The organism is Microbulbifer litoralis, from assembly GCF_023634065.1.
GTDB classification, from domain to species: domain Bacteria; phylum Pseudomonadota; class Gammaproteobacteria; order Pseudomonadales; family Cellvibrionaceae; genus Microbulbifer; species Microbulbifer litoralis.
In genome coordinates, this window is sequence record NZ_JALKCV010000001.1 from 95,267 (window position 1) to 116,433 (window position 21,167).

The 21,167-nt window shown below is 62.2% G+C and carries 13 protein-coding genes; 2 read left to right on the forward strand and 11 right to left on the reverse strand.

The genetic code is table 11. The features are described 5' to 3' along the window. Positions 1-566 precede the first annotated feature (566 nt). Positions 567-4,436 carry a phosphoribosylformylglycinamidine synthase gene (gene purL, locus MWN76_RS00360; protein WP_250458469.1) on the reverse strand — a complete coding sequence of 1,290 codons (3,870 nt, stop codon included), beginning with the start codon at positions 4,434-4,436 and terminating at the stop codon, positions 567-569. Between the two features lie 401 nt (positions 4,437-4,837). Here purL and mltF point away from each other — a divergent pair, with 401 nt between their 5' ends. Beyond that, complete coding sequence (mltF, locus tag MWN76_RS00365; RefSeq protein WP_250458470.1) at positions 4,838-6,319, forward strand: membrane-bound lytic murein transglycosylase MltF; 1,482 nt, start codon at positions 4,838-4,840, stop codon at positions 6,317-6,319. Positions 6,320-6,337: 18 nt separating this feature from the next. Here the strand turns inward: mltF and MWN76_RS00370 are convergent, their stop codons facing one another. The 10 genes from MWN76_RS00370 to sdhC all read right to left on the reverse strand — a co-directional run bounded on the left by MWN76_RS00370 (position 6,338) and on the right by sdhC (position 18,668). After that, positions 6,338-7,024, reverse strand: a complete 687-nt coding sequence (locus MWN76_RS00370; RefSeq protein WP_250458471.1) for a TVP38/TMEM64 family protein — start codon at positions 7,022-7,024, stop codon at positions 6,338-6,340. Between the two features lie 188 nt (positions 7,025-7,212). Beyond that, positions 7,213-8,085 (reverse strand): succinate--CoA ligase subunit alpha, encoded by an 873-nt coding sequence (gene sucD, locus MWN76_RS00375; protein WP_250458473.1) that lies wholly within the window; start codon positions 8,083-8,085, stop codon positions 7,213-7,215. 2 nt (positions 8,086-8,087) lie between these two features. After that, entirely contained in the window at positions 8,088-9,254 is a 1,167-nt protein-coding gene (gene sucC, locus MWN76_RS00380; protein WP_250458475.1) for an ADP-forming succinate--CoA ligase subunit beta, read from the reverse strand. A 139-nt stretch (positions 9,255-9,393) separates the two neighbouring features. After that, positions 9,394-10,836, reverse strand: coding sequence for a dihydrolipoyl dehydrogenase (lpdA, locus tag MWN76_RS00385; protein WP_250458477.1), 1,443 nt, complete (start codon positions 10,834-10,836; stop codon positions 9,394-9,396). Between the two features lie 245 nt (positions 10,837-11,081). After that, the gene (odhB, locus tag MWN76_RS00390) at positions 11,082-12,296 is read right to left on the reverse strand and encodes a 2-oxoglutarate dehydrogenase complex dihydrolipoyllysine-residue succinyltransferase (protein ID WP_250458478.1); all 1,215 of its coding nucleotides are present in this window, start codon (positions 12,294-12,296) and stop codon (positions 11,082-11,084) included. Positions 12,297-12,402: 106 nt separating this feature from the next. Beyond that, the gene (locus MWN76_RS00395; RefSeq protein WP_250458479.1) at positions 12,403-15,231 is read right to left on the reverse strand and encodes a 2-oxoglutarate dehydrogenase E1 component; all 2,829 of its coding nucleotides are present in this window, start codon (positions 15,229-15,231) and stop codon (positions 12,403-12,405) included. Positions 15,232-15,426: 195 nt separating this feature from the next. Continuing rightward, complete coding sequence (locus MWN76_RS00400; RefSeq protein WP_250458480.1) at positions 15,427-16,134, reverse strand: succinate dehydrogenase iron-sulfur subunit; 708 nt, start codon at positions 16,132-16,134, stop codon at positions 15,427-15,429. 21 nt (positions 16,135-16,155) lie between these two features. Continuing rightward, positions 16,156-17,928 (reverse strand): succinate dehydrogenase flavoprotein subunit, encoded by a 1,773-nt coding sequence (gene sdhA / locus MWN76_RS00405; protein WP_250458481.1) that lies wholly within the window; start codon positions 17,926-17,928, stop codon positions 16,156-16,158. Between the two features lie 3 nt (positions 17,929-17,931). Further along, positions 17,932-18,300: a succinate dehydrogenase, hydrophobic membrane anchor protein gene (gene sdhD / locus MWN76_RS00410; RefSeq protein WP_250458482.1), complete on the reverse strand. Its 369-nt coding sequence runs from the start codon at positions 18,298-18,300 to the stop codon at positions 17,932-17,934. Then, the gene (gene sdhC, locus MWN76_RS00415) at positions 18,294-18,668 is read right to left on the reverse strand and encodes a succinate dehydrogenase, cytochrome b556 subunit (RefSeq protein ID WP_250458483.1); all 375 of its coding nucleotides are present in this window, start codon (positions 18,666-18,668) and stop codon (positions 18,294-18,296) included. Before sdhC ends, sdhD begins: the two co-directional genes overlap by 7 nt. A 767-nt stretch (positions 18,669-19,435) precedes the next feature. On the opposite strand from sdhC, the gene gltA reads away from it, so the two are divergent. Continuing rightward, the gene (gene gltA, locus MWN76_RS00420) at positions 19,436-20,728 is read left to right on the forward strand and encodes a citrate synthase (RefSeq protein ID WP_250458484.1); all 1,293 of its coding nucleotides are present in this window, start codon (positions 19,436-19,438) and stop codon (positions 20,726-20,728) included. The last annotated feature ends 439 nt before the right edge of the window (positions 20,729-21,167 follow it).

Below are 21,167 nucleotides of genomic sequence, written 5' to 3' on the forward strand. Positions count from 1 at the left end.
CTGCGGGCGACGCCAACTGGGATTCTGGGAGCAGTGCAGTGGATCGCCGGCGGCTCATCGCGATCATCGCTCGGGGACAGGCGGGGACAAAATGCCGGCGCCGCCGGGTAAAAAAACGGGTGGGAGGGTACTGCAACTGGTTGCGAAAGCTTCACCATCTGTAAAAAATTATTGTGAATAACTTTTCAAGTGTAGCAGGAAATAAGAGAGATGGCCGTCCAGGAGGCAAGCTGTACCCCGCCCGGACAATAGCGGGGGCATACCAAAAACGCATTTTCTCCTATAAAAAACCCGCTCTATTGAACAATGCCGATCAGTTAAGCCACACAGTCGCGGCAAAGGCCCTGATGCCGGGGGCAGCCTTGCGAGACTGTCTGCGAGAGGGACCTCGCAGACAAGCCTACAGGGACGTATTCACGGCGTGTCTCGCAAGGCTGCACCCGGTAGCAGGGCCGCCCCAATGCCAGCTAAAGCCTCGCGCAATCTCAGCTGCCAGGCCTTAACCCGTTCAACTGACCGGCATTGCGCTCTATTGAGCGGGTTTTTCAACAGTCGCGGAGTGCGCCTCAATCGACGAAAACCCGCGCGTTGCGGAACAGGCGCATCCAGCCGGAATCCTCCTGCCAGTCGTCCGGGTGCCAGCTGTTGCTGACCGCACGGGCGACCCGCTCCGGGTGCGGCATCATGATGGTGACGCGCCCGTCCTCGGAGCACAGCGAGGTGATGCCGTTGGCCGAACCGTTGGGGTTGGCCGGATAGGTATGGGTGACCTCGCGCCGGTTGTTGAGGTAGCGCATGGCGATGGTGCCGGATTTTTCGCAGGCCTCCAGCGCCTTTTCATCGGCGAACTCCACCCGTCCCTCACCGTGGGCCACCGCCACCGGCATGATGGAACCGGCCATACCCTTGAACAATACCGAGGGGGAATCGTCGATCCCCACCAGCGCAAAACGCGCCTCGTACTGCTCGGACAGGTTGCGCACAAAGCGCGGCCAGTGATCGGCGCCGGGGATCAGTTCCTTGATCACCGAGAACATCTGGCAGCCGTTGCACACCCCCAGGCCGAAGGTATCCTTCCTGTTGAAAAACGCCTCGAACTGGTCGCGCGCGCGATCGTTGAACAGGATCGTCTTGGCCCAGCCCTCGCCGGCACCGAGTACGTCGCCGTAGGAGAAACCGCCGCAGCCCACCAGGCCCTTGAAGTCATTCAACGCTATGCGCCCAGCGAGAATATCGCTCATGTGCACATCCACGGCATTGAAGCCGGCGCGGTGGAAGGCGTGCGCCATTTCCACCTGGCTGTTGACGCCCTGCTCGCGCAGTACCGCCACCTTCGGCCGCGCGCCTTTCTTGATATAGGGCGCGCTGATGTCCTCGTTGATATCGTAGGTCAACTGCACCGACAGGCCCGGGTCGTCCTCGCGGGCAATGGCGGCGAACTCCTGCGCGGCGCAGTCGGCGTTGTCGCGCAGGGACTGGATCTGGTAACTGGTCTCGGACCAGACCTCCTGCATGCGGGCGCGGCCACCGCGGAAGATCTCGGTATCCTCGCGGGTGATCCGCAACAGGCCCTCGTCGTTCAGGCTGCCGATGCGGTGCGCCGGCACACCGGCGGAGGCAAAGCGGCGCACCAGCATACCGGCGTCGCTGGCCGGCACCTGCAGCACCGCACCCAATTCCTCGCTGAACAGTGCCGCGATCGGGTCCTCACCCAGATCGAAGATTTCCACGTCCATCCCCACGCGGCCGGCGAAACACATCTCCGCCAGTGTGGTAAACAGGCCGCCATCGGAGCGGTCGTGATAGGCGATAACCTTCTCCTCCGCCAGCAGTTCCTGCATGACGTCGAAGAAGCCTTTCAGGCGGCGGGGGTCGTCCAGGTCCGCCGGCTCCTCGCCGAGCTGGTTGTAGACCTGCGCCAGGGCCGAACCGCCGAGGCGGTTCCTGCCGGCCCCCAGGTCCACCAGAATCAGTTCGCTCTCGCCTTTCTTGGTACGACGCAACTGCGGCGTCACCACCTTGCGCACGTCGGTGACCGGCGAGAAGGCGGAGATAACCAGTGACAGCGGTGCCGTAACCGCCTTTTCCTGGCCGTCATTCCAGGCGGTACGCATGGACATGGAGTCCTTACCCACCGGAATGGTGATACCCAATTCGGGGCACAGCTCCATCCCCACGGCTTCCACGGTGCGGTAGAGTTTTTCCTCTTCGCCCGGGTGGCCGGCGGCACACATCCAGTTGGCCGACAGTTTGATATCCGAGAGTTTGGCGATCGGTGCACTGGCGATATTGGTGATCGCCTCGCCCACCGCCAGGCGGCCGGAGGCCGGCGCGTCCAGCAGTGCCACCGGGGTGCGCTCCCCCATGGCCATGGCCTCGCCGGCGGTGCTGTCGTAGGAGACCGTGGTTACGGCACAGTCCGCCACCGGCACCTGCCAAGGACCCACCATCTGGTCGCGGGACACCTGCCCGGTTACCGTGCGGTCGCCGATGGTGATCAGGAAACTCTTGCTGGCCACCGTCGGCAGGCGCAGTACCCGCTCGGCGGCCTCGTTCAGGTCGATACCCGCAGTCTCAAACGCCTTTGTCTCGACCACGCGCTTTTCCGCCTCCCGGTGCATCTTCGGCGGCTTGCCGAACAGCACCGACATGGGCAGGTCCACCGGCTTGGCGTCGAACTTCCTGTCGTTCAGCAGCAGTCGCTTGTCCTCGGTGGCCTCGCCCACCACTGCGTAGGGCGCGCGCTCGCGCGCGCAGATGCCCTCAAAGCGTTCCAGATCGTCCGGCATCACCGCCAGCACGTAGCGCTCCTGGGATTCGTTGCACCAGATTTCCAGCGGGCTCATGCCCGGCTCGTCATTGGGCACGTCGCGCAGTTCGAACCTGCCGCCGGTACCGCCGTCCTTCACCAGTTCCGGGAAGGCGTTGGACAGGCCGCCAGCACCGACATCGTGGATAAAGGCGATGGGGTTCTTGTCCCCCTGCTGCCAGCACTGGTCGATCACCTCCTGGCAGCGGCGTTCAATTTCCGGGTTCTGGCGCTGCACCGAGGCGAAATCCAGCTGCTCGGAGCTGGTGCCGCTGGCCATGGAGGAGGCGGCGCCGCCGCCCAGGCCGATCAGCATGGCCGGACCGCCGAGCACCACCAGTTTGGCGCCGGGCGCAAACTCCGGTTTGTCGATATGCGCCTCGCGGATATTGCCGTAGCCACCGGCGATCATGATCGGCTTGTGGTAGCCGCGGCGCTCGCCGCCGAAATCCTCTTCAAAGGTACGGAAATAGCCGCAGATATTCGGGCGGCCGAATTCGTTATTGAAAGTGGCGCCGCCGATGGGCCCCTCGATCATGATCTCCAGCGGCGTGACGATGCGCTCCGGCTTGCCGTAATCCACCTCCCACGGCTGCAGGTGGTCGGGAATCTGCAGGTTGGAGACGGTGAAGCCGGTCAGGCCCACCTTGGGCTTGGAGCCGCGGCCCACGGCGCCCTCGTCGCGGATCTCGCCGCCGGCGCCGGTGCCGGCGCCCGGGAAGGGTGCGATGGCGGTCGGGTGGTTGTGGGTCTCCACCTTCATCAGCAGGTGGATGGGTTCGACGCTGAAGCCGTATTCCTTCGTCTCCGGATCGGGATAGAAACGGCCCGCTTCACTGCCCACCACCACCGCGGCGTTGTCGGCGTAGGCAGACAGCACATTGTCGCCGCCGACGCGATAGGTGTTCTTGATCATGCCGAACAGGGAGTGCGGCATCTCCTGGCCGTCGATGGTCCAGGAGGCATTGAAAATCTTGTGGCGGCAGTGTTCGGAGTTCGCCTGGGCGAACATCATCAATTCCACATCGGTGGGATTGCGCTCCAATTCCTGGAAGCTCGTCATCAGGTAGTCGATTTCATCCGCCGCCAGCGCCAGGCCCAGGTTGACATTGGCCTCCTCCAGCGCCGTGCGGCCGCCGTCGAGCAGGTTGACACCAGCCAACTGGCGCGGCGCCTCCTCGCGGAACAGCTGCGCGGCCTGCTCCAGGTCGCCCAGCACTGCCTCCACCATGCGATCGTGCAACAGCGGCGCGAGTTTCGTCCGTTCAGCATCGGTTAATTCAATGCCGGTAACATAGTAGGCGATACCCCGCTCCAGGCGATGGATCTGCGCCAGGCCGGCGTTGTGGGCGATATCGGTGGCCTTGGAGGACCAGGGCGAGATGGTGCCCGGGCGCGGCACCACCAGCAGCAGCTCGCCCCGGGGCTTGTGCTTTTCCTCGGTGGGGCCGTACTGCAGCAAGCGCTCCAGCACCGCCTCGTCGTCGCTGTCCAGCTCGTCGGTATCAGCGAAGTGGACATATTCGGCGTAGATCTCTTCGATCGAGGGCTGCAGGGCGCGCAGCTGGTTGAGTAACTTTTGGTGGCGGAATTTCGACAGTGCGGGAGCACCACGCAGAACTAGCATTGCGGGAGTTTGCCTCTTGTCTGAACTGGAACCTGGTTGGAGCCCCGGCGCAGTGAAAGATCGCGCAAGGCCCCGGGGATTGGAGAGGGCGCCATTGTACCCGAAGCCGGGCCGCTCCAACACTGCCCCGGCACCACGGAAACTGCCCCGCCGGACAATTGGCGCGCGGCAACGAAACTGGCGGATAAATCATCCGCTCGGCCAGGGGAGCGGGTTGATCTACTAAAATTAGCCCATAGATGCAACTCCACAGATCACACTGCCAATTCTCCAATTTGGGCAATCTGTCACCAAATGAGGTAAAATTGGCAGCCTTTGTACCGGCCCCGCCGCTCAGGAAGAGCACCGTCGGTACCCGCTGAAATAAAAAGCGATAACTAAAGGATTAGAGGGGACTGCCTATGATCATGAAAAGCCGCCTGTTGCGCTACAGCCGCCGCCTGACCAAGGGTCTGGTGCTGGCCTGTTGCGCCTCGCTGATCGTGGCGAGCAAGACGCCGGACACGCTGGAGAAGGTCAAGGCATCCGGCAAACTGGTCGTATTGTCCCAGAACGGTCCCACCACCTATTACGAAGATGCCAGCGGCGCCCATACCGGGTTCGAGTACGGCATGCTGAGCGCCTTTGCCCAGGAACTGGGCGTGGCGCTGGAAATTCGCGACGTCCACGACCTGAACCGGATGTTCTCCCGCCTGCAGGACCCACAGGAGGGCGCCCAACTGGCTGCCGCCGGCCTCACCGTGACCCCGGAACGCCGCGAGCAGGTACGCTTCACCCCGTCCTACTTCGAGATCCGCCAGCAGGTGATCTACCGCCTGGGCGAGGACCGCCCCACCTCCATCGCCGACCTGCAGGGCAAGCACGTGGCGGTCATCGCCGGCAGTGCCCACGCCGAGCAGTTGCGCCGGCTCTCCAGGCGCTACCCGGAGCTGGAATGGGACGAGATTTCCGATGTCGACGCGATGGAACTGATCGAAATGGTCAACGAGGGCGAATACCACTACGCTATCGTCGACTCCAACGCCTACTCGGTCCACCGCGGCCTCTACGCCAACACCTACCCCGCCTTCAACCTGACCCAGTTCCAGCCGGTGGCCTGGGCCTTTCCCAAAGGCGAGGATGACAGCCTCTACCGCGCCGCGCGCCGCTTCATGCTGCGGGCCAACACCAGTGGACTGGTGGCCGAACTGCGCGAGGAATTCTTCGGCCACGTCAGCAAGCTGAACGCCGGCGGCGCCCAGGCTTTCGCCCGGCGCACCCGCGAGCGGCTGCCCAAGTGGCGCGACGAACTGCAGAAGGTGGCCACCGACTACGACCTGGACTGGCACCTGCTGGCGGCACTCAGCTACCAGGAGTCCTACTGGAACCCACGGGCCCGTTCCCGCACCGGCGTGCGCGGCCTGATGATGCTGACCCGCGGCACCGCGCGCGAACTGGGCGTCAACCGCCTGGACCCGGAGGAAAGCATCGAGGGCGGCGCCCGCTACCTGGTCAAGATCCGCGACAAGATCCCCGAACGTATCCGCGAGCCGGATCGCACCTTCATGGCCCTGGCCGCCTACAACGTCGGCTACGGCCACCTGGAGGACGCGCGCGTCCTGACCGAGAAAATGGGCGGCAGCCCGGACCGCTGGCAGGACGTGCGCGATCACCTGCCGCTGCTGGCCAAACGCCAGTATTACAAACACACCAAGCACGGCTACGCCCGCGGCTGGGAACCGGTCACCTATGTGCAGAATATCCGCCACTACCAGGCCCTGTTGACCTGGAACAGCCGTATCGAGGAACAGCGCCTGGCCGCGGCCAACGACGAGGAGGCGGAAGCCCTGGCGGATGTCGCGACCGTGAAGGCGGAAACGGCCGCGGCGGCGTCGGCGCTCTGAGAGGAGCCCGGCGGCATTTCACGAGCGGTCGGTCCGCTCGCGCCTAACCAGGTTCAGCAGCCAGCGGGCCAAGAGCGGGAATAACGCCAGCAGGGCGAAGGACAGAACCAGTTCCGGCGAGAGGATATCGGACAGCCCATCGATCCGCCCCAACTGGGTACCCGCATTCACGTAGATCATCGTCGCCGGCAGCATGCCGACCTGGCTGATCCAGTAAAAGGGCCAGATCCGGATACGGGTCAGGCCCATCAGGATATTGATCAGCACAAATGGAAAGACAGGCACCAGCCGCAGTGCAAACAGGAAGAAACGCCCGTCCCGCTCCATACCGCGGTAGACCGCCCGCAGGCGCCCGCCAAAACGCCACTGCACCCAGTCGTGCAGCAGATAGCGGGAGGTGAGGAAAGCGATGGTGGCACCGAGACTCGATGCGAATGAGGCAATCAGGGTGCCCCAGAAAAGCCCGAACAGGGCGCCGACAGCCAGCGACAGGATGATCGCCCCCGGCACGGACAGGCCGGTAACCAGGATATAGACCGCAGTAAACAGCAACCCCATCGCCAGCGGCGATGCGTCCCGCCAGGTCTCAAACTGTTGTTGCTGCCGCTTCAGGTTCTCCAGCGTCAACCACTGGTGCAGATCGAGCCAGTAAAACGCCAGGCCGACAGCCAGCAGTGCGGCGATCAATAGGACTTTCTTGCTCATCAACACTCTGCTGTTGGCCGCGGCAACCAGCCGGATTTCCCTTACTCCCCCTGCAGCGGATTTCAGTATAGGAGTGGTCGCGGGCCCTGCCCTGTATATTGTTCCGCCGGATGCAAAAAGGGCCGCCCCTTGCGGGGCGGCCCTTTTTTCGGGGTGGGAGCGCGGAGTTCCCGTATCCCGATCTCAGCTTACCACTTGGCAGCTTCTTTCAGCGCGTCGCCGATCTCGGCCAGGGAGCGCACGGTTTTGACACCGGCGTCTTCCAGTGCGGCGAATTTCTCGTCCGCAGTGCCTTTACCTCCGGAGATGATCGCACCGGCGTGGCCCATGCGCTTTCCGGGAGGAGCGGTGACACCGGCGATGTAGGAAACCACCGGCTTGGAGACATTCTCCTTGATGTAGGCCGCCGCTTCCTCTTCCGCGGTACCGCCGATCTCGCCGATCATGACGATGGCTTCGGTCTGCGGATCCTTCTCGAACATCTCCAGGATGTCGATGAAGTTGGAGCCCGGGATGGGGTCGCCGCCGATGCCCACGCAGGTGGACTGGCCGAAGCCGTGATCGGTGGTCTGCTTGACCGCCTCGTAGGTCAGGGTGCCGGAGCGGGATACGATGCCCACTTTGCCCGGCTTGTGGATGTGGCCCGGCATGATGCCGATCTTGCATTCACCGGGAGTGATCACGCCCGGGCAGTTGGGGCCGATCAGGCGCACGCCCAGCTCGTCGCATTTCACTTTCGCGTCCAGCATGTCCAGGGTCGGGATACCCTCGGTGATGCAGACGATCAGCTTGATACCGCCGTTGGCCGCTTCCAGGATGGAATCCTTACAGAAAGGCGCGGGCACGTAGATCACAGACGCTTCCGCACCGGTGGCTTCAACCGCTTCCTTGACAGTGTTGAAAACCGGCAGGCCCAGGTGTTCCTGGCCGCCCTTGCCCGGGGTCACACCGCCGACCATCTTGGTACCGTAGGCGATCGCCTGTTCGGAGTGGAAAGTGCCCTGTGAGCCGGTGAAGCCCTGGCAGATCACTTTGGTGTCTTTGTTAATCAGTACTGACATGATTATTTATCCTCCGCAGCTTTAACCACCTGCTCGGCAGCATCAGTCAGGCTGGTAGCCGCAATAATGTTCAGACCGCTGTTGCTCAGCACTTCGGCACCCAGGTCGGCATTGTTGCCTTCCAGGCGAACGACCACCGGCACTTTTACGCCGACTTCCTTCACCGCGCCGACCACGCCTTCGGCGATCATGTCGCAGCGCACGATACCACCGAAGATATTGATCAGGACGGCTTTGACGTTCTCGTCGGACAGGATGATCTTGAAGGCTTCCACCACGCGCTCTTTGGTCGCGCCGCCGCCGACGTCCAGGAAGTTGGCCGGGCTGCCGCCGTGCAGATTGACGATATCCATGGTACCCATGGCCAGGCCGGCGCCGTTCACCATGCAGCCGATATTGCCGTCCAGCGCGACATAGTTCAGCTCGTACTTGGCCGCGTGCGCTTCGCGCGCGTCTTCCTGGGACGGATCGTGCATTTCACGCAGGTCCGCGTGGCGGTACAGGGCGTTACCGTCGATCACAACCTTGGCATCCAGGCAGTGCAGGTTGCCTTCGTCAGTGATCACCAGCGGGTTGATTTCCAGCAGTGCCAGGTCTTTTTCCTGGAACATCTTCGCCAGGCCCAGGAAGATCTTGGTGAACTGCTTCACCTGGGTCGGGTTCAGGCCCAGCTTGAACGCCAGCTCGCGCGCCTGGTAGGGCTGTGCACCCACCAGCGGATCGATGGTGGCCTTCAGGATTTTTTCCGGAGTTTCTTCCGCGACCTTCTCGATTTCCACGCCGCCCTCGGTGGAAGCCATGAAAACGATACGGCGGGTGGAACGGTCCACGACCGCACCCAGGTACAGCTCCTGGTCGATGTCGGTGCAGCTCTCAACGAGAATGCGGGAAACCGGCTGACCATTTTCGTCTGTCTGGTAGGTGACCAGATTGTTACCCAGCCACTTTTTGGCGAATTCTTCGATCTCGGCTTTGGAGTCCACCAGCTTTACACCGCCGGCCTTGCCGCGGCCGCCGGCGTGTACCTGGGCTTTCACCACCCACTTGTCGCCGCCGATTTCGTCTGCTGCCGCTGCTGCCGCTGCCGGGGTTTCCGCTGCAATGCCTTTGGAAACCGGCAATCCGTATTCCGCAAACAGTTGTTTGCCCTGATACTCATGCAAGTTCATAGTTGATACCAATTCATCAGTAAAAATTTAGAGGTGGGGTTACCCCCCTCTCCCCCGGCCCCTCTCCCGAGGGGAGAGGGGGGAGTTCGTGCCGAGTCCCGAGTCCCGAGTCCCGAGTCCCGAGTCCCGAGTCCCGAAATTATTTGCGCTTCTTGCGGTTGGCGATATGGATCGCGTGACCGTTGGCCGCCAGCGCAGCTTCCTTCACCGCCTCGGACAGGGTCGGGTGACCGAATACGGTCATGCCAATGTCCTCGGCGCTGGAGCCAAATTCCATCGCGATGGCCACTTCCTGCACCAGATCCGCCGCGGACGGGCCCACAATATGGGCGCCCAGCACACGATCGGTTTCCGCGTGGGCAATGAGTTTCACCATACCCGCGGTTTCGTTCGCGGCCACGGCGCGACCGGAGGCAACGAACGGGAAGACACCCACGTTGTAGGGCTCGCCGTCCGCTTTCACCTGTTCCTCGGTGCGGCCGACCGCAGCGATTTCCGGGTGGGTGTAGATCACGTTGGGGATCACATCGTAGTTCATCATCGGCTTCTGGCCGGCGATGCGCTCGGCGACCACCACGCCCTCCTCGGAGGCCTTGTGGGCCAGCATCGGGCCGCGCACCACGTCGCCGACCGCCCAGACACCCGGAGCGGACGTCATGCACAGATCGTTGACATAGATGAAACCGCGCTCGTCCATCTTCACGTCGGCATCTTCGGACAGCAGGCCTTCGGTATAAGGGCGGCGGCCGACGCACACGATCAACTTGTCGAAGGTTTCCTGTTGCTCATTGCCATCTTTGTCCTGGTAAGTGACGACCACTTCCTTGCCCTTCACTTCAGTGCCGGTGACACGGCAGGACAGGCGGATATCGAGGCCCTGCTTTTTCAGGATCTTCTGGGATTCCTTCGCAATCTGCTGGTCCATGATGGACAGGAAGTTGTCCAGCGCTTCCAGGACCACCACGTCGGAACCCAGGCGGCTCCAGACGGAACCCAGTTCCAGGCCGATAACGCCGGCGCCGATCACACCCAGGCGCTTCGGCACTTCGCTGAATTCCAGCGCACCGGTGGAATCGACGATGATCTTGTTGTCCACCGGAGCCGGCGGAATGTTCACCGGTACGGAACCGGATGCGAGAATGACATTGTCCGCTTCGTAAGTGGTGGTCTTGCCGTCGTGGTCGGTGACCTCGACCTTCTTGCCCGCCAGCAGCTTGCCGGTGCCCTCGATGGAGGTCACTTTGTTGGCCTGGAACAGGCCGGAAATACCACCGGACATCTGCTTCACGACGCCGTCTTTGCGCTCGATCATTTTCTTCACATCGATCTTCACCTTGCCGGTGTCGATGCCATGTACGTCGAGGGAGTCTTTGGCCTCGTGGTATTTCCAGGAGCTGTCCAGCAGCGCCTTGGACGGGATACAGCCGACATTCAGGCAGGTACCGCCGTTGACCACTTTGCCATCTTTATTGGTCCACTTTTCCACACAGGCGGTTTTCAGACCCAGCTGTGCGGCGCGGATTGCTGCTACGTATCCCCCCGGACCGGAGCCAATTACGATTACGTCAAATTTTTCAGACATGATCAGTTCCAGATTTTTTGGTGTATTCAATGTGCGGCCTGCGGCCGCGATTGCGGGCATGGCCCGCTCTTACATCAGTTCTGTGACGACATTAAAGTCCAATGCGAAGGCGCTGATGCCGGTATTGTTTTGCGAGACTGTTGGCGAGAGGGACCTCGCCGACAAGCCTACAGGGATGTATATACGGCGTGTCTCGCAAAACAATACCGGTAGTAGCGCCGCCACGGAGCCAGAAATAGCCGCCGTTAAACCTCGAGCAGAATCCGCGCCGGATCCTCGATCATTTCCTTGATCGCGACCAGGAAGCCGACCGCTTCCTTGCCATCGACCAGGCGGTGATCATAGGACAGCGCCAGGTACATCATCGGCAGGATTTCCACCTTGCCGTCTACCGCCATCGGGCGCTCCTGGATCTTGTGCATGCCCAGGATCGCGGTCTGCGGCGGGTTCAGGATCGGCGTGGACAGCAGGGAGCCGAAGACACCGCCGTTGGTGATGGTAAAGGTGCCACCGGTCATCTCGTCGATGGACAGCTTGCCGTCGCGGGCGCGCACACCCAGGTCGCGGATATTGTTCTCCATATCCGCCAGGCCCATATTCTCCGCGTTGCGCAGAATCGGCACCACCAGGCCTTTCGGGGAAGAAACCGCAACACCGATATCCTGGTAACCGTGGTAGACGATATCGTTACCGTCGATGGACGCATTCACGGCCGAGTAGCGCTTCAGCGCTTCCACCGCCGCTTTCACGAAGAAGCCCATAAAACCCAGGCGGGTACCGTTGTGCTTCTTCTCAAACAGGTCCTTGTAGTTCTTGCGCAGGTCCATGACCGGCTTCATGTTCACCTCGTTGAAGGTGGTGAGCATGGCCGTGGACTGGGACGCATCCAGCAGGCGCTCGGCGATACGCTTGCGCATGCGGGTCATGGGTACGCGCTTCTCGACGCGCTCGCCACCGGAAGTGCTGACTTCCGCGGCAGCCGCAGCCGGTGCGGCAGCGGGGGCCTTTTCGGCCTTCTGCACATCTTCCTTGGTGATGCGGCCACCTTTGCCGGAGCCTTTCACGGAGGACAGATCCACGCCCTTCTCATCCGCCAGTTTGCGCGCGGCCGGATTCACCAGCTGATCGCCATCGCCTTTGGACTCTTCTTTCGGCGCTTCCTCTTTCTTCTCTTCCGCGGCTTCCTCTTTGCCACCCTCGTCTTTGGACGCGCCGCCACCGGCGCCTTCCTCGAATTTGGCAATCACTTCGTTGGACAGGACGGTGTCGCCCTCATCCTTGATGATTTCGCTGATGGCGCCGTCGGCCGGGGCGACCACTTCCAGTACCACTTTGTCGGTTTCGATATCCACGATCAGCTCGTCGCGGGACACGGCTTCACCGGGCTTCTTGTGCCAGGTGGCGATGCTGCCGTCCTGAACGGATTCGGGGAAAGTTGGCGCTTTAATCTCGATCGTCATTGTTCCTGTATCCTGAGATTGTCTCTGCGTAAATTTCTTGGCTCCCCCTTCCTGCACTCTCCCGCGAACGGGAGATGGCAGAAAGAAGAGCGGCGGATCCCGTCATTTACTTGACGGTCAGCGCCTCGTTGATGAACTTGTTCTGCTCTTCCAGGTGCGTGGACATATAACCGGCAGCCGGGGCAGCGGAGGCCGCGCGACCGACATATTCCAGCTCCAGCTTCGGATTTATCTCCGCCAGCAGGCGGTGCAGATGATGCTGGCTGTGATACCAGGCGCCCTGGTTCATGGGCTCCTCCTGGCACCAGGCCACGCTCTCGAGGTTTTTGTAGGCGGAAACCGCCTCGGCAAATTCCTCGTCCGGGAAGGGATACAGCTGCTCGATGCGCACCAGGGCCACATCGTCCTGCTCCTTCTCCATACGCGCTTCCAGCAGATGGTAGTAAACCTTGCCGGAGCACAGCACCAGTCGCTTGACCTTGGCCGCATCCACACCGTCGTCCTGGATCACATTCTGGAACCGGCCCTTGGCCAGCTCGTCCAGGCTGGAAGTCGCCAGCTTGTGACGCAGGATCCACTTCGGGCTCATGATCACCAGCGGGCGGCGCATCGGGCGGATTGCCTGGCGGCGCAGCAGGTGGAAGATCTGTGCCGGAGTGGTGGCGTTGCACACCTGAATATTGTGCTCGGCGCACAGCTGCATGAAACGCTCCAGGCGCGCGGAGGAATGCTCCGGGCCCTGCCCTTCGTAACCGTGCGGCAGCAACATCACCAGGCCGCACATGCGGCCCCACTTGTGCTCACCGGAAGTGATGAACTGGTCGATCACCACCTGGGCACCGTTGGCGAAATCGCCGAACTGGGCCTCCCAGATGATCAGCGACCCGGGCGTGGTGGTGGCGTAGCCGTACTCGAACGCCAGCACCGCCTCTTCCGACAGCAGCGAGTCGTAGATATCGAACGCCGGCTGGCCCTCGTACATATTCTGCAAGGGGACGTAGCAGGAGCCGTCCTTCTGGCTGTGCACCACCGCGTGGCGGTGGGAGAAGGTCCCGCGGCGCACATCCTCACCGGTCAGGCGAATCATGTAACCCTGTTCCAGCAGCGTGCCGTAGGCCAGGGTCTCCGCCATGCCCCAGTTCAGCGGCTGGGCGCCGCCGGCCATCTTGCGGCGGTCCTCGTAGATCTTGGATACCTGGCGCTGCATGACCACGCCGTCCGGCACCGTGGTCATACGCTTGGCCACATCTTTCAGCTTCGCCAGCTCCATGCCGGTATCCGCCGGGGTCTGCCAGTCGTGGTTCAGGTAGGGCCCCCAATCCACGAACATGGATTCGTCCGGCTGTTTTACCAGCCCGGTGGCCACATCCTCACCGCGATCCAGTTTGTCGCGGTAGTCGTTGGCCAGCTTGTCCGCGGCCGGCTTGTCCAGCACGCCCTCGCCGACCAGCTTTTCCGCATAGAGAGTGCGGGTGGTCTTGTGCTTGCGGATGGTCTGGTACATGCGCGGCTGGGTACCGGACGGATCGTCGGTCTCGTTGTGGCCGCGGCGGCGGTAACAGACCAGGTCGATGACGATGTCCTTCTTGAACTCGTAGCGGTAGTCCACCGCCAGCAGCGCGGCCAGCACGACCATTTCCGGATCGTCGCCGTTCACGTGCAGTACCGGGGCATCGATCATCTTGGCGACATCGGTGCAGTACTCGGTGGAGCGCGCGTCCTCGCGTTTGCTGGTGGTGAAGCCCACCTGGTTGTTCAGCACGATATGCACGGAACCGCCGGTATAGAAACCGCGGGTCTGGGACATCTGCAGGGTTTCCTGCACCACGCCCTGGCCGGCAAAGGCGGCATCGCCGTGGATATTGATCGGCATTACCTTCTCGCCGGTGTTGTCGCCGCGGCGATCCTGGCGCGCGCGCACCGAGCCCACCACGACCGGCGCACAGATCTCCAGATGCGAAGGGTTGAAGGCCAGTGCCAGGTGCACCTCGCCGCCCGGCGTCATCACGTTGGAGGAGAAGCCCTGGTGGTACTTCACGTCGCCGGACGTATCCAGGGTCTTCTTGCCCTCGAACTCCTCGAACAGGTCCGACGGGTTCTTGCCCAGGATATTGACCAGCGTGTTCAGGCGGCCGCGGTGGGCCATGCCCATCACCACTTCCTTGACACCGTAGGTGCCGGAGCGGCGGATCAGCGCGTCCAGCATCGGGATCAGGCTCTCGCCGCCCTCGACACCGAAACGCTTGGTGCCCGGGTACTTGGAGTCCAGGTGGCGCTCCAGGCCCTCCGCCGCCGACAGGCGCTGCAGGATTTCAGTGCGTACATCGGCACCGAAGTTCGGCGTGGACAGGCTGCGCTCCAGGCGCTGCTGGAACCAGTGCTGCTCGTCCAGGTTGGACAGGTGCATGATCTCCGCACCCAGGTTGCCACAGTAGGTGCGGTTCAGGCCCCCGACAATCTCGCGCAGCGTCGCCTCGCCGTTGCCGAAGAAGAGATCACCAGTCTGGAAGGTGGTGTCGAAATCGCCCTCGGTCAGGCCGTGGTAATTCAGCTGCAGATCCGGAACCTGCTCCCGCGCCATCAGGCCCAGTGGGTCCAGGGTGGCCTTCTTGTGGCCGCGGTGGCGGTAGGAGTTGATCAGTTGCAGGACTTTGACCTGCTTGCGTTCGTGTTCGATGTTGATGGAGCCGGCGCCGGGAGCGGCCAGCGGGCGGGAGCGGTTCTTGGCCAGGAGTTCAAAGTGGGCGCGCACCGCCGAGTGGGATACGTCGCTGCCACCACTGACCCTGGGCAGGCTGTCGAAGTAACTGCGCCACTCCTCCGGCACGCCGTTGGGATCGTGCAGATAGGTTTCGTACAGCTCCTCCACGTAGGCGGCGTTGCCCCCGGAGATGTGGGAGCTACGCCACAGCTGCTCCATGGTACTTTCGTGCATTTTGATGCCTACCTCGATTGCAGTGCGCGGCTTCGGCACTGCGCTTTCCTTTCACTCATAATAAAGGGAGATGCACAGAGCGATCTCCCCTTTTCTTGTGACTGGCTCTTTGGCCAGCTTTCTAGTTGGATAGGCGCCGCCATTGGCGCCGGGCCCGCGGTGCGGGCCCAACCGGGCTTGGTTCTGCTTTCCCCGCTACACAGCACGGGTCAACAGCATATTGCGGATGTGGCCGATTGCGCGGGTCGGGTTGAGACCCTTCGGGCAAACGTTCACACAGTTCTGGATACCGTGGCAACGGAAGACGCTGAACGGGTCGTCCAGGTTGGACAGGCGCTCGTCGGTGGCCTCGTCGCGGCTGTCCGCCAGGAAGCGATAGGCCTGCAGCAGGCCGGCCGGGCCGATGAACTTGTCCGGGTTCCACCAGAAAGACGGACAGGCGGTGGAGCAGCAGGCGCATAAAATGCATTCGTAGAGGCCGTCCAGCTTTTCGCGGTCCTCCGGGCTCTGCAGGCGCTCGATGGCCGGTGCCGGGGTATCGTTCTGCAGGTACGGCTCGATTTTCTTGTACTGCTCGTAGAACTGCTCCATATCCACGACCAGATCGCGGATTACCGGCAGGCCCGGCAGCGGGCGCAGCACCAGCTTCTTCTTGCCCTTGGCGGCCTCGGAGATCGGCGTGGTGCAGGCGAGGCCGTTCTTGCCACTGATATTCATGCCGTCGGAGCCGCATACACCCTCGCGGCAGGAGCGGCGGAAAGAGAGGGTCGGATCCTCGGCTTTCAGCAGCTCCAGCACGTCGAGCACCATCAGGTCCTTGCCCTGGGTGTCCAGTTCGTAGTCCTGCATGTAAGGAGCTTTGTCAGTCTCCGGGTTGTAACGGTAAATGCTTACTTTCAACATTGTCGTATTTCCGCTCCCGAATTAATAGGTGCGAGCTTTCGGTTCGAAAGCTTCCACAGTGTTGGGCGCAAAGTTGACCGCGCGCTTGCCGACACGTTTTTCCGCAGGGAAGAACATGGAGTGGCACAGCCAGTTTTCGTCGTCGCGCTCCTGGTAGTCCTCGCGGGCGTGGGCGCCGCGACTCTCGGTGCGGACCTCGGCGGCGATGGCCGTGGCCTCGGCCACTTCCAGCAGGTTCTGCAGTTCCAGCGCCTCGATACGGGCGGTATTGAAGGCGCGGCTCTTGTCGGTGAGCTGCACATTCTCGATACGGCTGCGCAGGTCTTCCAGTTTCTTCACACCCTCGGCCATATAGTCGCCGCGGCGGAATACACCGAAGTGGTTCTGCATCACGCCCTGCAGCTCCTTGCGCAGGTCGGCGGCCTTCTCGCCCTCCTTGCTCTCTTCCAGGCGGTTCAGGCGCGACATGGCGGCCTCGATATCGGAGTCGGATGCCTCGCGGGCCTCGATGCCCTCGCGCAGCGCCTGCTCGATGAACAGGCCCGAAGCGCGGCCGAAGACCACCAGGTCCAGCAGCGAGTTGCCGCCCAGGCGGTTGGCTCCGTGAACGGAGACACAGGCCACTTCGCCGCAGGCGTAGAAGCCGTCGACCACCTGGTCGTTGCCGGCGGCGTCCTGGGTCAGGGCCTGGCCGTGCACATTGGTGGGGATACCGCCCATCATGTAGTGACAGGTGGGCACCACCGGGATCGGCGCCTTGACCGGATCCACGTGGGCAAAGGTCTCGGCCAGCTCGCAGATGCCCGGCAGGCGCGAGTGCAGCACTTCCTCACCCAGGTGATCGAGTTTCAGGAACACGTGGTCGCCGTCCGGGCCGGCACCGCGGCCTTCCAGGATTTCCAATACCATGGAGCGGGCCACCACATCGCGGGAGGCCAGGTCCTTGGCATTGGGGGCGTAGCGCTCCATGAAACGCTCGCCATCCTTGTTGATCAGGTAGCCGCCCTCACCGCGGCAACCCTCGGTCACCAGCACGCCGGCACCGTGGATACCGGTGGGGTGGAACTGCCACATCTCGATATCCTGCACCGGGAAACCGGCGCGCAGGGCCATGCCCACACCGTCGCCGGTGTTGATGTGCGCGTTGGTGGTGGAGGCGTAGATGCGACCGGCACCGCCGGTGGCGAATACCGTGGCCTTTGATTTGATAAATACGACTTCGCCGTCCTCGATGGACATGGCGATCACGCCCACCACGGCGCCGTCCTGGTTCTTCACCAGGTCGATGGCAAACCACTCGTTCAGGAATACAGTGTCGTGCTTGACATTGTTCTGGTACAGGGTGTGCAGCAGCGCGTGGCCGGTGCGGTCCGCAGCCGCGCAGGTGCGCGCCGCCTGGCCGCCGCGGCCGAAGTCCTTGGACTGGCCGCCGAACGGGCGCTGGTAGATACGGCCCTGCTCGGTACGGGAGAACGGCAGACCCATGTGTTCCAGTTCGAATACCGCTTCCGGACCCACCGAGCACATATACTCGATCGCGTCCTGGTCGCCGATATAGTCGGAGCCCTTGACGGTGTCGTACATATGCCAGCGCCAGTCGTCCTGCGGATCGGCACTGGCAATGGCGCAGGTGATGCCGCCCTGGGCGGAGACGGTGTGCGAACGGGTCGGGAACACCTTGGTGATGACCGCAGTCTTGAAGCCGGACTGGGCCATTTGCAGGGCCGCGCGCATACCCGCGCCGCCGCCGCCGATTACAATGCCATCAAAGCTTATGGTTCTCATATTCGCCATCAGTTACACACCCCACAGAATTTCGACGCCCCACACCACATAGATCACGGCAACCGCGGCCAACAGCACTTCCACCAGCAGGCGCAGCACAGTGGCCTTGCCGCCCATCATGCGGTTGGTGATGTAGTCGGTGACCACGGACCAGAGGCCGATCCAGGCATGAACAACGGTGGAGATCAGCGCTACCAGGCTGAAGATGCGCATCCAGGGCTGGGCAAACAGTGCCGACCAGCTCTGGTAGCCGAAGTCGTCACTAAGAAAGATGAAACCCACTATAAAGAGGGTGTAGGCGATCAGCACGACCGCGGTGACACGCTGGTACAGCCAGTCGAAGGTACCGCTGCGACCAAAACTCGTTACTGTTCTTACCATAACCACACCCCCACCAACAGAATCAGGATTGCACTCAGGACCAGCACCGCGACAGCGCCGCGGCGACCACCTTCCAGGGATTCCCCGATCCCCATGTCCATAAACAGGTGGCGGATGCCAGCCAGCAGGTGGTAGATAAGAGCCGCCAGTGAGGCCCACAGAATGAGCTTGGCGGGAATGCTGCTGAAGGCCGCCGCTACGTCGGCGAAGCCCTGCTCGGATTCCAGGCTGGCATCGAGCATGCAAAGGAGCAGTGCCACAACGGCGAAAAGGACCACGCCGGAGAGTCGATGCAAGATGGAAACCAGAGCGGCAGCGGGAAGCTTGATAGTGGAGATGTCTAGATTGACAGGTCTGCTTTTGTTCACAGGAAAAACACCTTGTTGCCCTGAACGACCGGGCGCCCGTTTGCTTTCAGAATGGAGGGGCGAGCTACCGGGTACCTCTATAAATCCTGCGCGCTTGGCGATGCTGGCACGCCAGCCCGGTCGCGATGCACGCGCATCCAAGTGCACGCCGCTCCGGTGACCACCGTTAGCCACCACTCGCTACGATTTCTAGAGGCGCCCTGCTTGCTGATCACTTTGCACTCGACCTGCTGAAGCCTTGTACAAAGTGGCCTTACCATGGCGCAAGCCGCGCGGATTATAGGCATTCGATCCCAAAAACACAACGAACGTCCCCCGATCTGTAGTCATCACCCCCCGCAGTTCCCCCCCCTATCCCGGGGGCGGCCGGGAGCGAAATTTCCGCGGAGAAAGCTTCCGCGATACAGGTAAAAGCTCTATCAGCAGTGGCGCCTGCCGCATTTCCTGTTGTTTTGAGACCGGCCGTCCACCCCGTTTGGTTTGACAATTTGCGGCGTGCCACTTAAGTTTGGCCCCGCTCAGAAGCCCGGCCGGCTCGCATTTCTCACAGATTTCCGCAACGAAGCGGCTCCAGGATGCGTCACTGGCGGCCTTCACAAAACGGTGAGCGCGCGGGCGGAACGCCGGCCCCTCCCCGGTGAAGGCCCCGTGGCACTGCCTGGAATCCCGGCGGCGGGAGATTTGTGAGAAATGCGGGCCCGTGCCCGATTTGGCGACAAATCCGGCCGCAAAGGAGCCGGCACAAGAACAGTATTTAGGAGTCCGCAATGTCCGATAAGAAAGCGCAACTCACGGTCGACGGTACCGACGGCGCCATTGAAATGCCCGTACGCTCCGGCACCCTCGGCCCCGACGTTGTCGACGTCAGCAGCCTCGCTGGCAAGGGCTTGTTCACCTACGACCCGGGCTTTATGTCCACCGCCTCCTGCGAATCCGAGATCACCTATATTGACGGCGCCAAAGGGCAGCTGCTGCATCGCGGATATCCGATCGAACAGCTGGCGGAGCACTCCGATTACCTGGAGACCTGCTACCTGCTGATGAACGGCGAACTGCCGACTCCGCAGCAGAAGAAAGACTATGTCAGCAGCATCATGAACCACACCATGGTGCACGAGTCGCTGGTCAACTTCTTCAAGGGCTTCCGCTACGACGCCCACCCGATGGCCATGATGTGTGGCGTGGTCGGCGCCCTCGCCTCCTTCTATCACGATTCCCTCGATATTACCGACCCGGAACACCGCCGTATCTCCGCCGACCGCCTGATCGCCAAGATGCCGACCCTGGCCGCCATGTGCTACAAGCACTCCAAGGGCCAGCCGTTCATGTACCCGGACAACAGCCTCAGCTACTCCGAGAACTTCCTGCACATGATGTTTGGCACGCCCTGCGAGCCGAGCAAGATCGACCCGGTCGTCGCCAAGGCAATGGACATCATCTTCCTGCTGCACGCGGACCACGAGCAGAACGCCTCCACCTCCACCGTGCGCCTGGCCGGCTCCTCCGGTGCCAACCCGTTTGCCTGCATTTCCTCCGGTATCGCCACCCTGTGGGGCCCGGCGCACGGCGGCGCCAACGAGGCGGTGCTGAACATGCTGCAGGAAATCGGCGACGAGAGCCGTATCGACGAATACGTGAAGAAGGCCAAGGACAAGAACGATCCCTTCCGCCTGATGGGCTTCGGCCACCGCGTGTACAAGAACTTCGACCCGCGCTCGCGCGTGATGCAGGGCATCTGTGACGACGTGCTGGGGGCCATGGGAGCGGAGAACGACCCGCTGCTGCGCATCGCCAAGAAACTGGAGAAGATCGCGCTGGAAGACGACTACTTCGTGGAGAAGAAACTCTATCCGAACGTGGACTTCTACTCCGGCATCATCATGAAGGCGATCGGCATCCCCACCGATATGTTCACGGTGATTTTCGCCACCGGCCGCACCGCCGGCTGGATTGCGCACTGGAACGAGATGATTTCCAACCCCTACAAGATCGGCCGCCCGCGCCAGCTGTACACCGGCTACACCCAGCGCGACTATGTGCCGCTGGAACAGCGCAAGTAGAGGGGCCATCGCCCAGCCAGACAACCCGGCCCAGCGCCCAATGCCGGTCAGTTCAACAGGTTAAGGCCTGGCAGGAGAGATTGTGCGAGGCTTTAGCTGGCATTGGGGCGGCCCTGCTACCGCGGGCAGCCTTGCGAGACACGGGCTAGGCGCCCCCCCGTGAATACGTCCCTGCAGGCTTGTCTGCGAGGTCCCTCTCGCAGACAGTCTCGCAAGGCTGCCCCCGGCATCAGGGCCTTTGCCGCGACTGTGTGGCTTAACTGATCGGCATTAGGCCCAGCGCCGGCTTTTTTATTGTTCGCCCACCGCCGGTGCACCTGCGTTGCGCCCTCTCCACAGCCTTCCCGCATTTCTCTTCCGCAAAAACGTGACCGACTTCCCAAACTTGAATTGGCGCGCTGCATTTCAATGCTTTTTACTCTAGTTTTTCGCAAAAAAT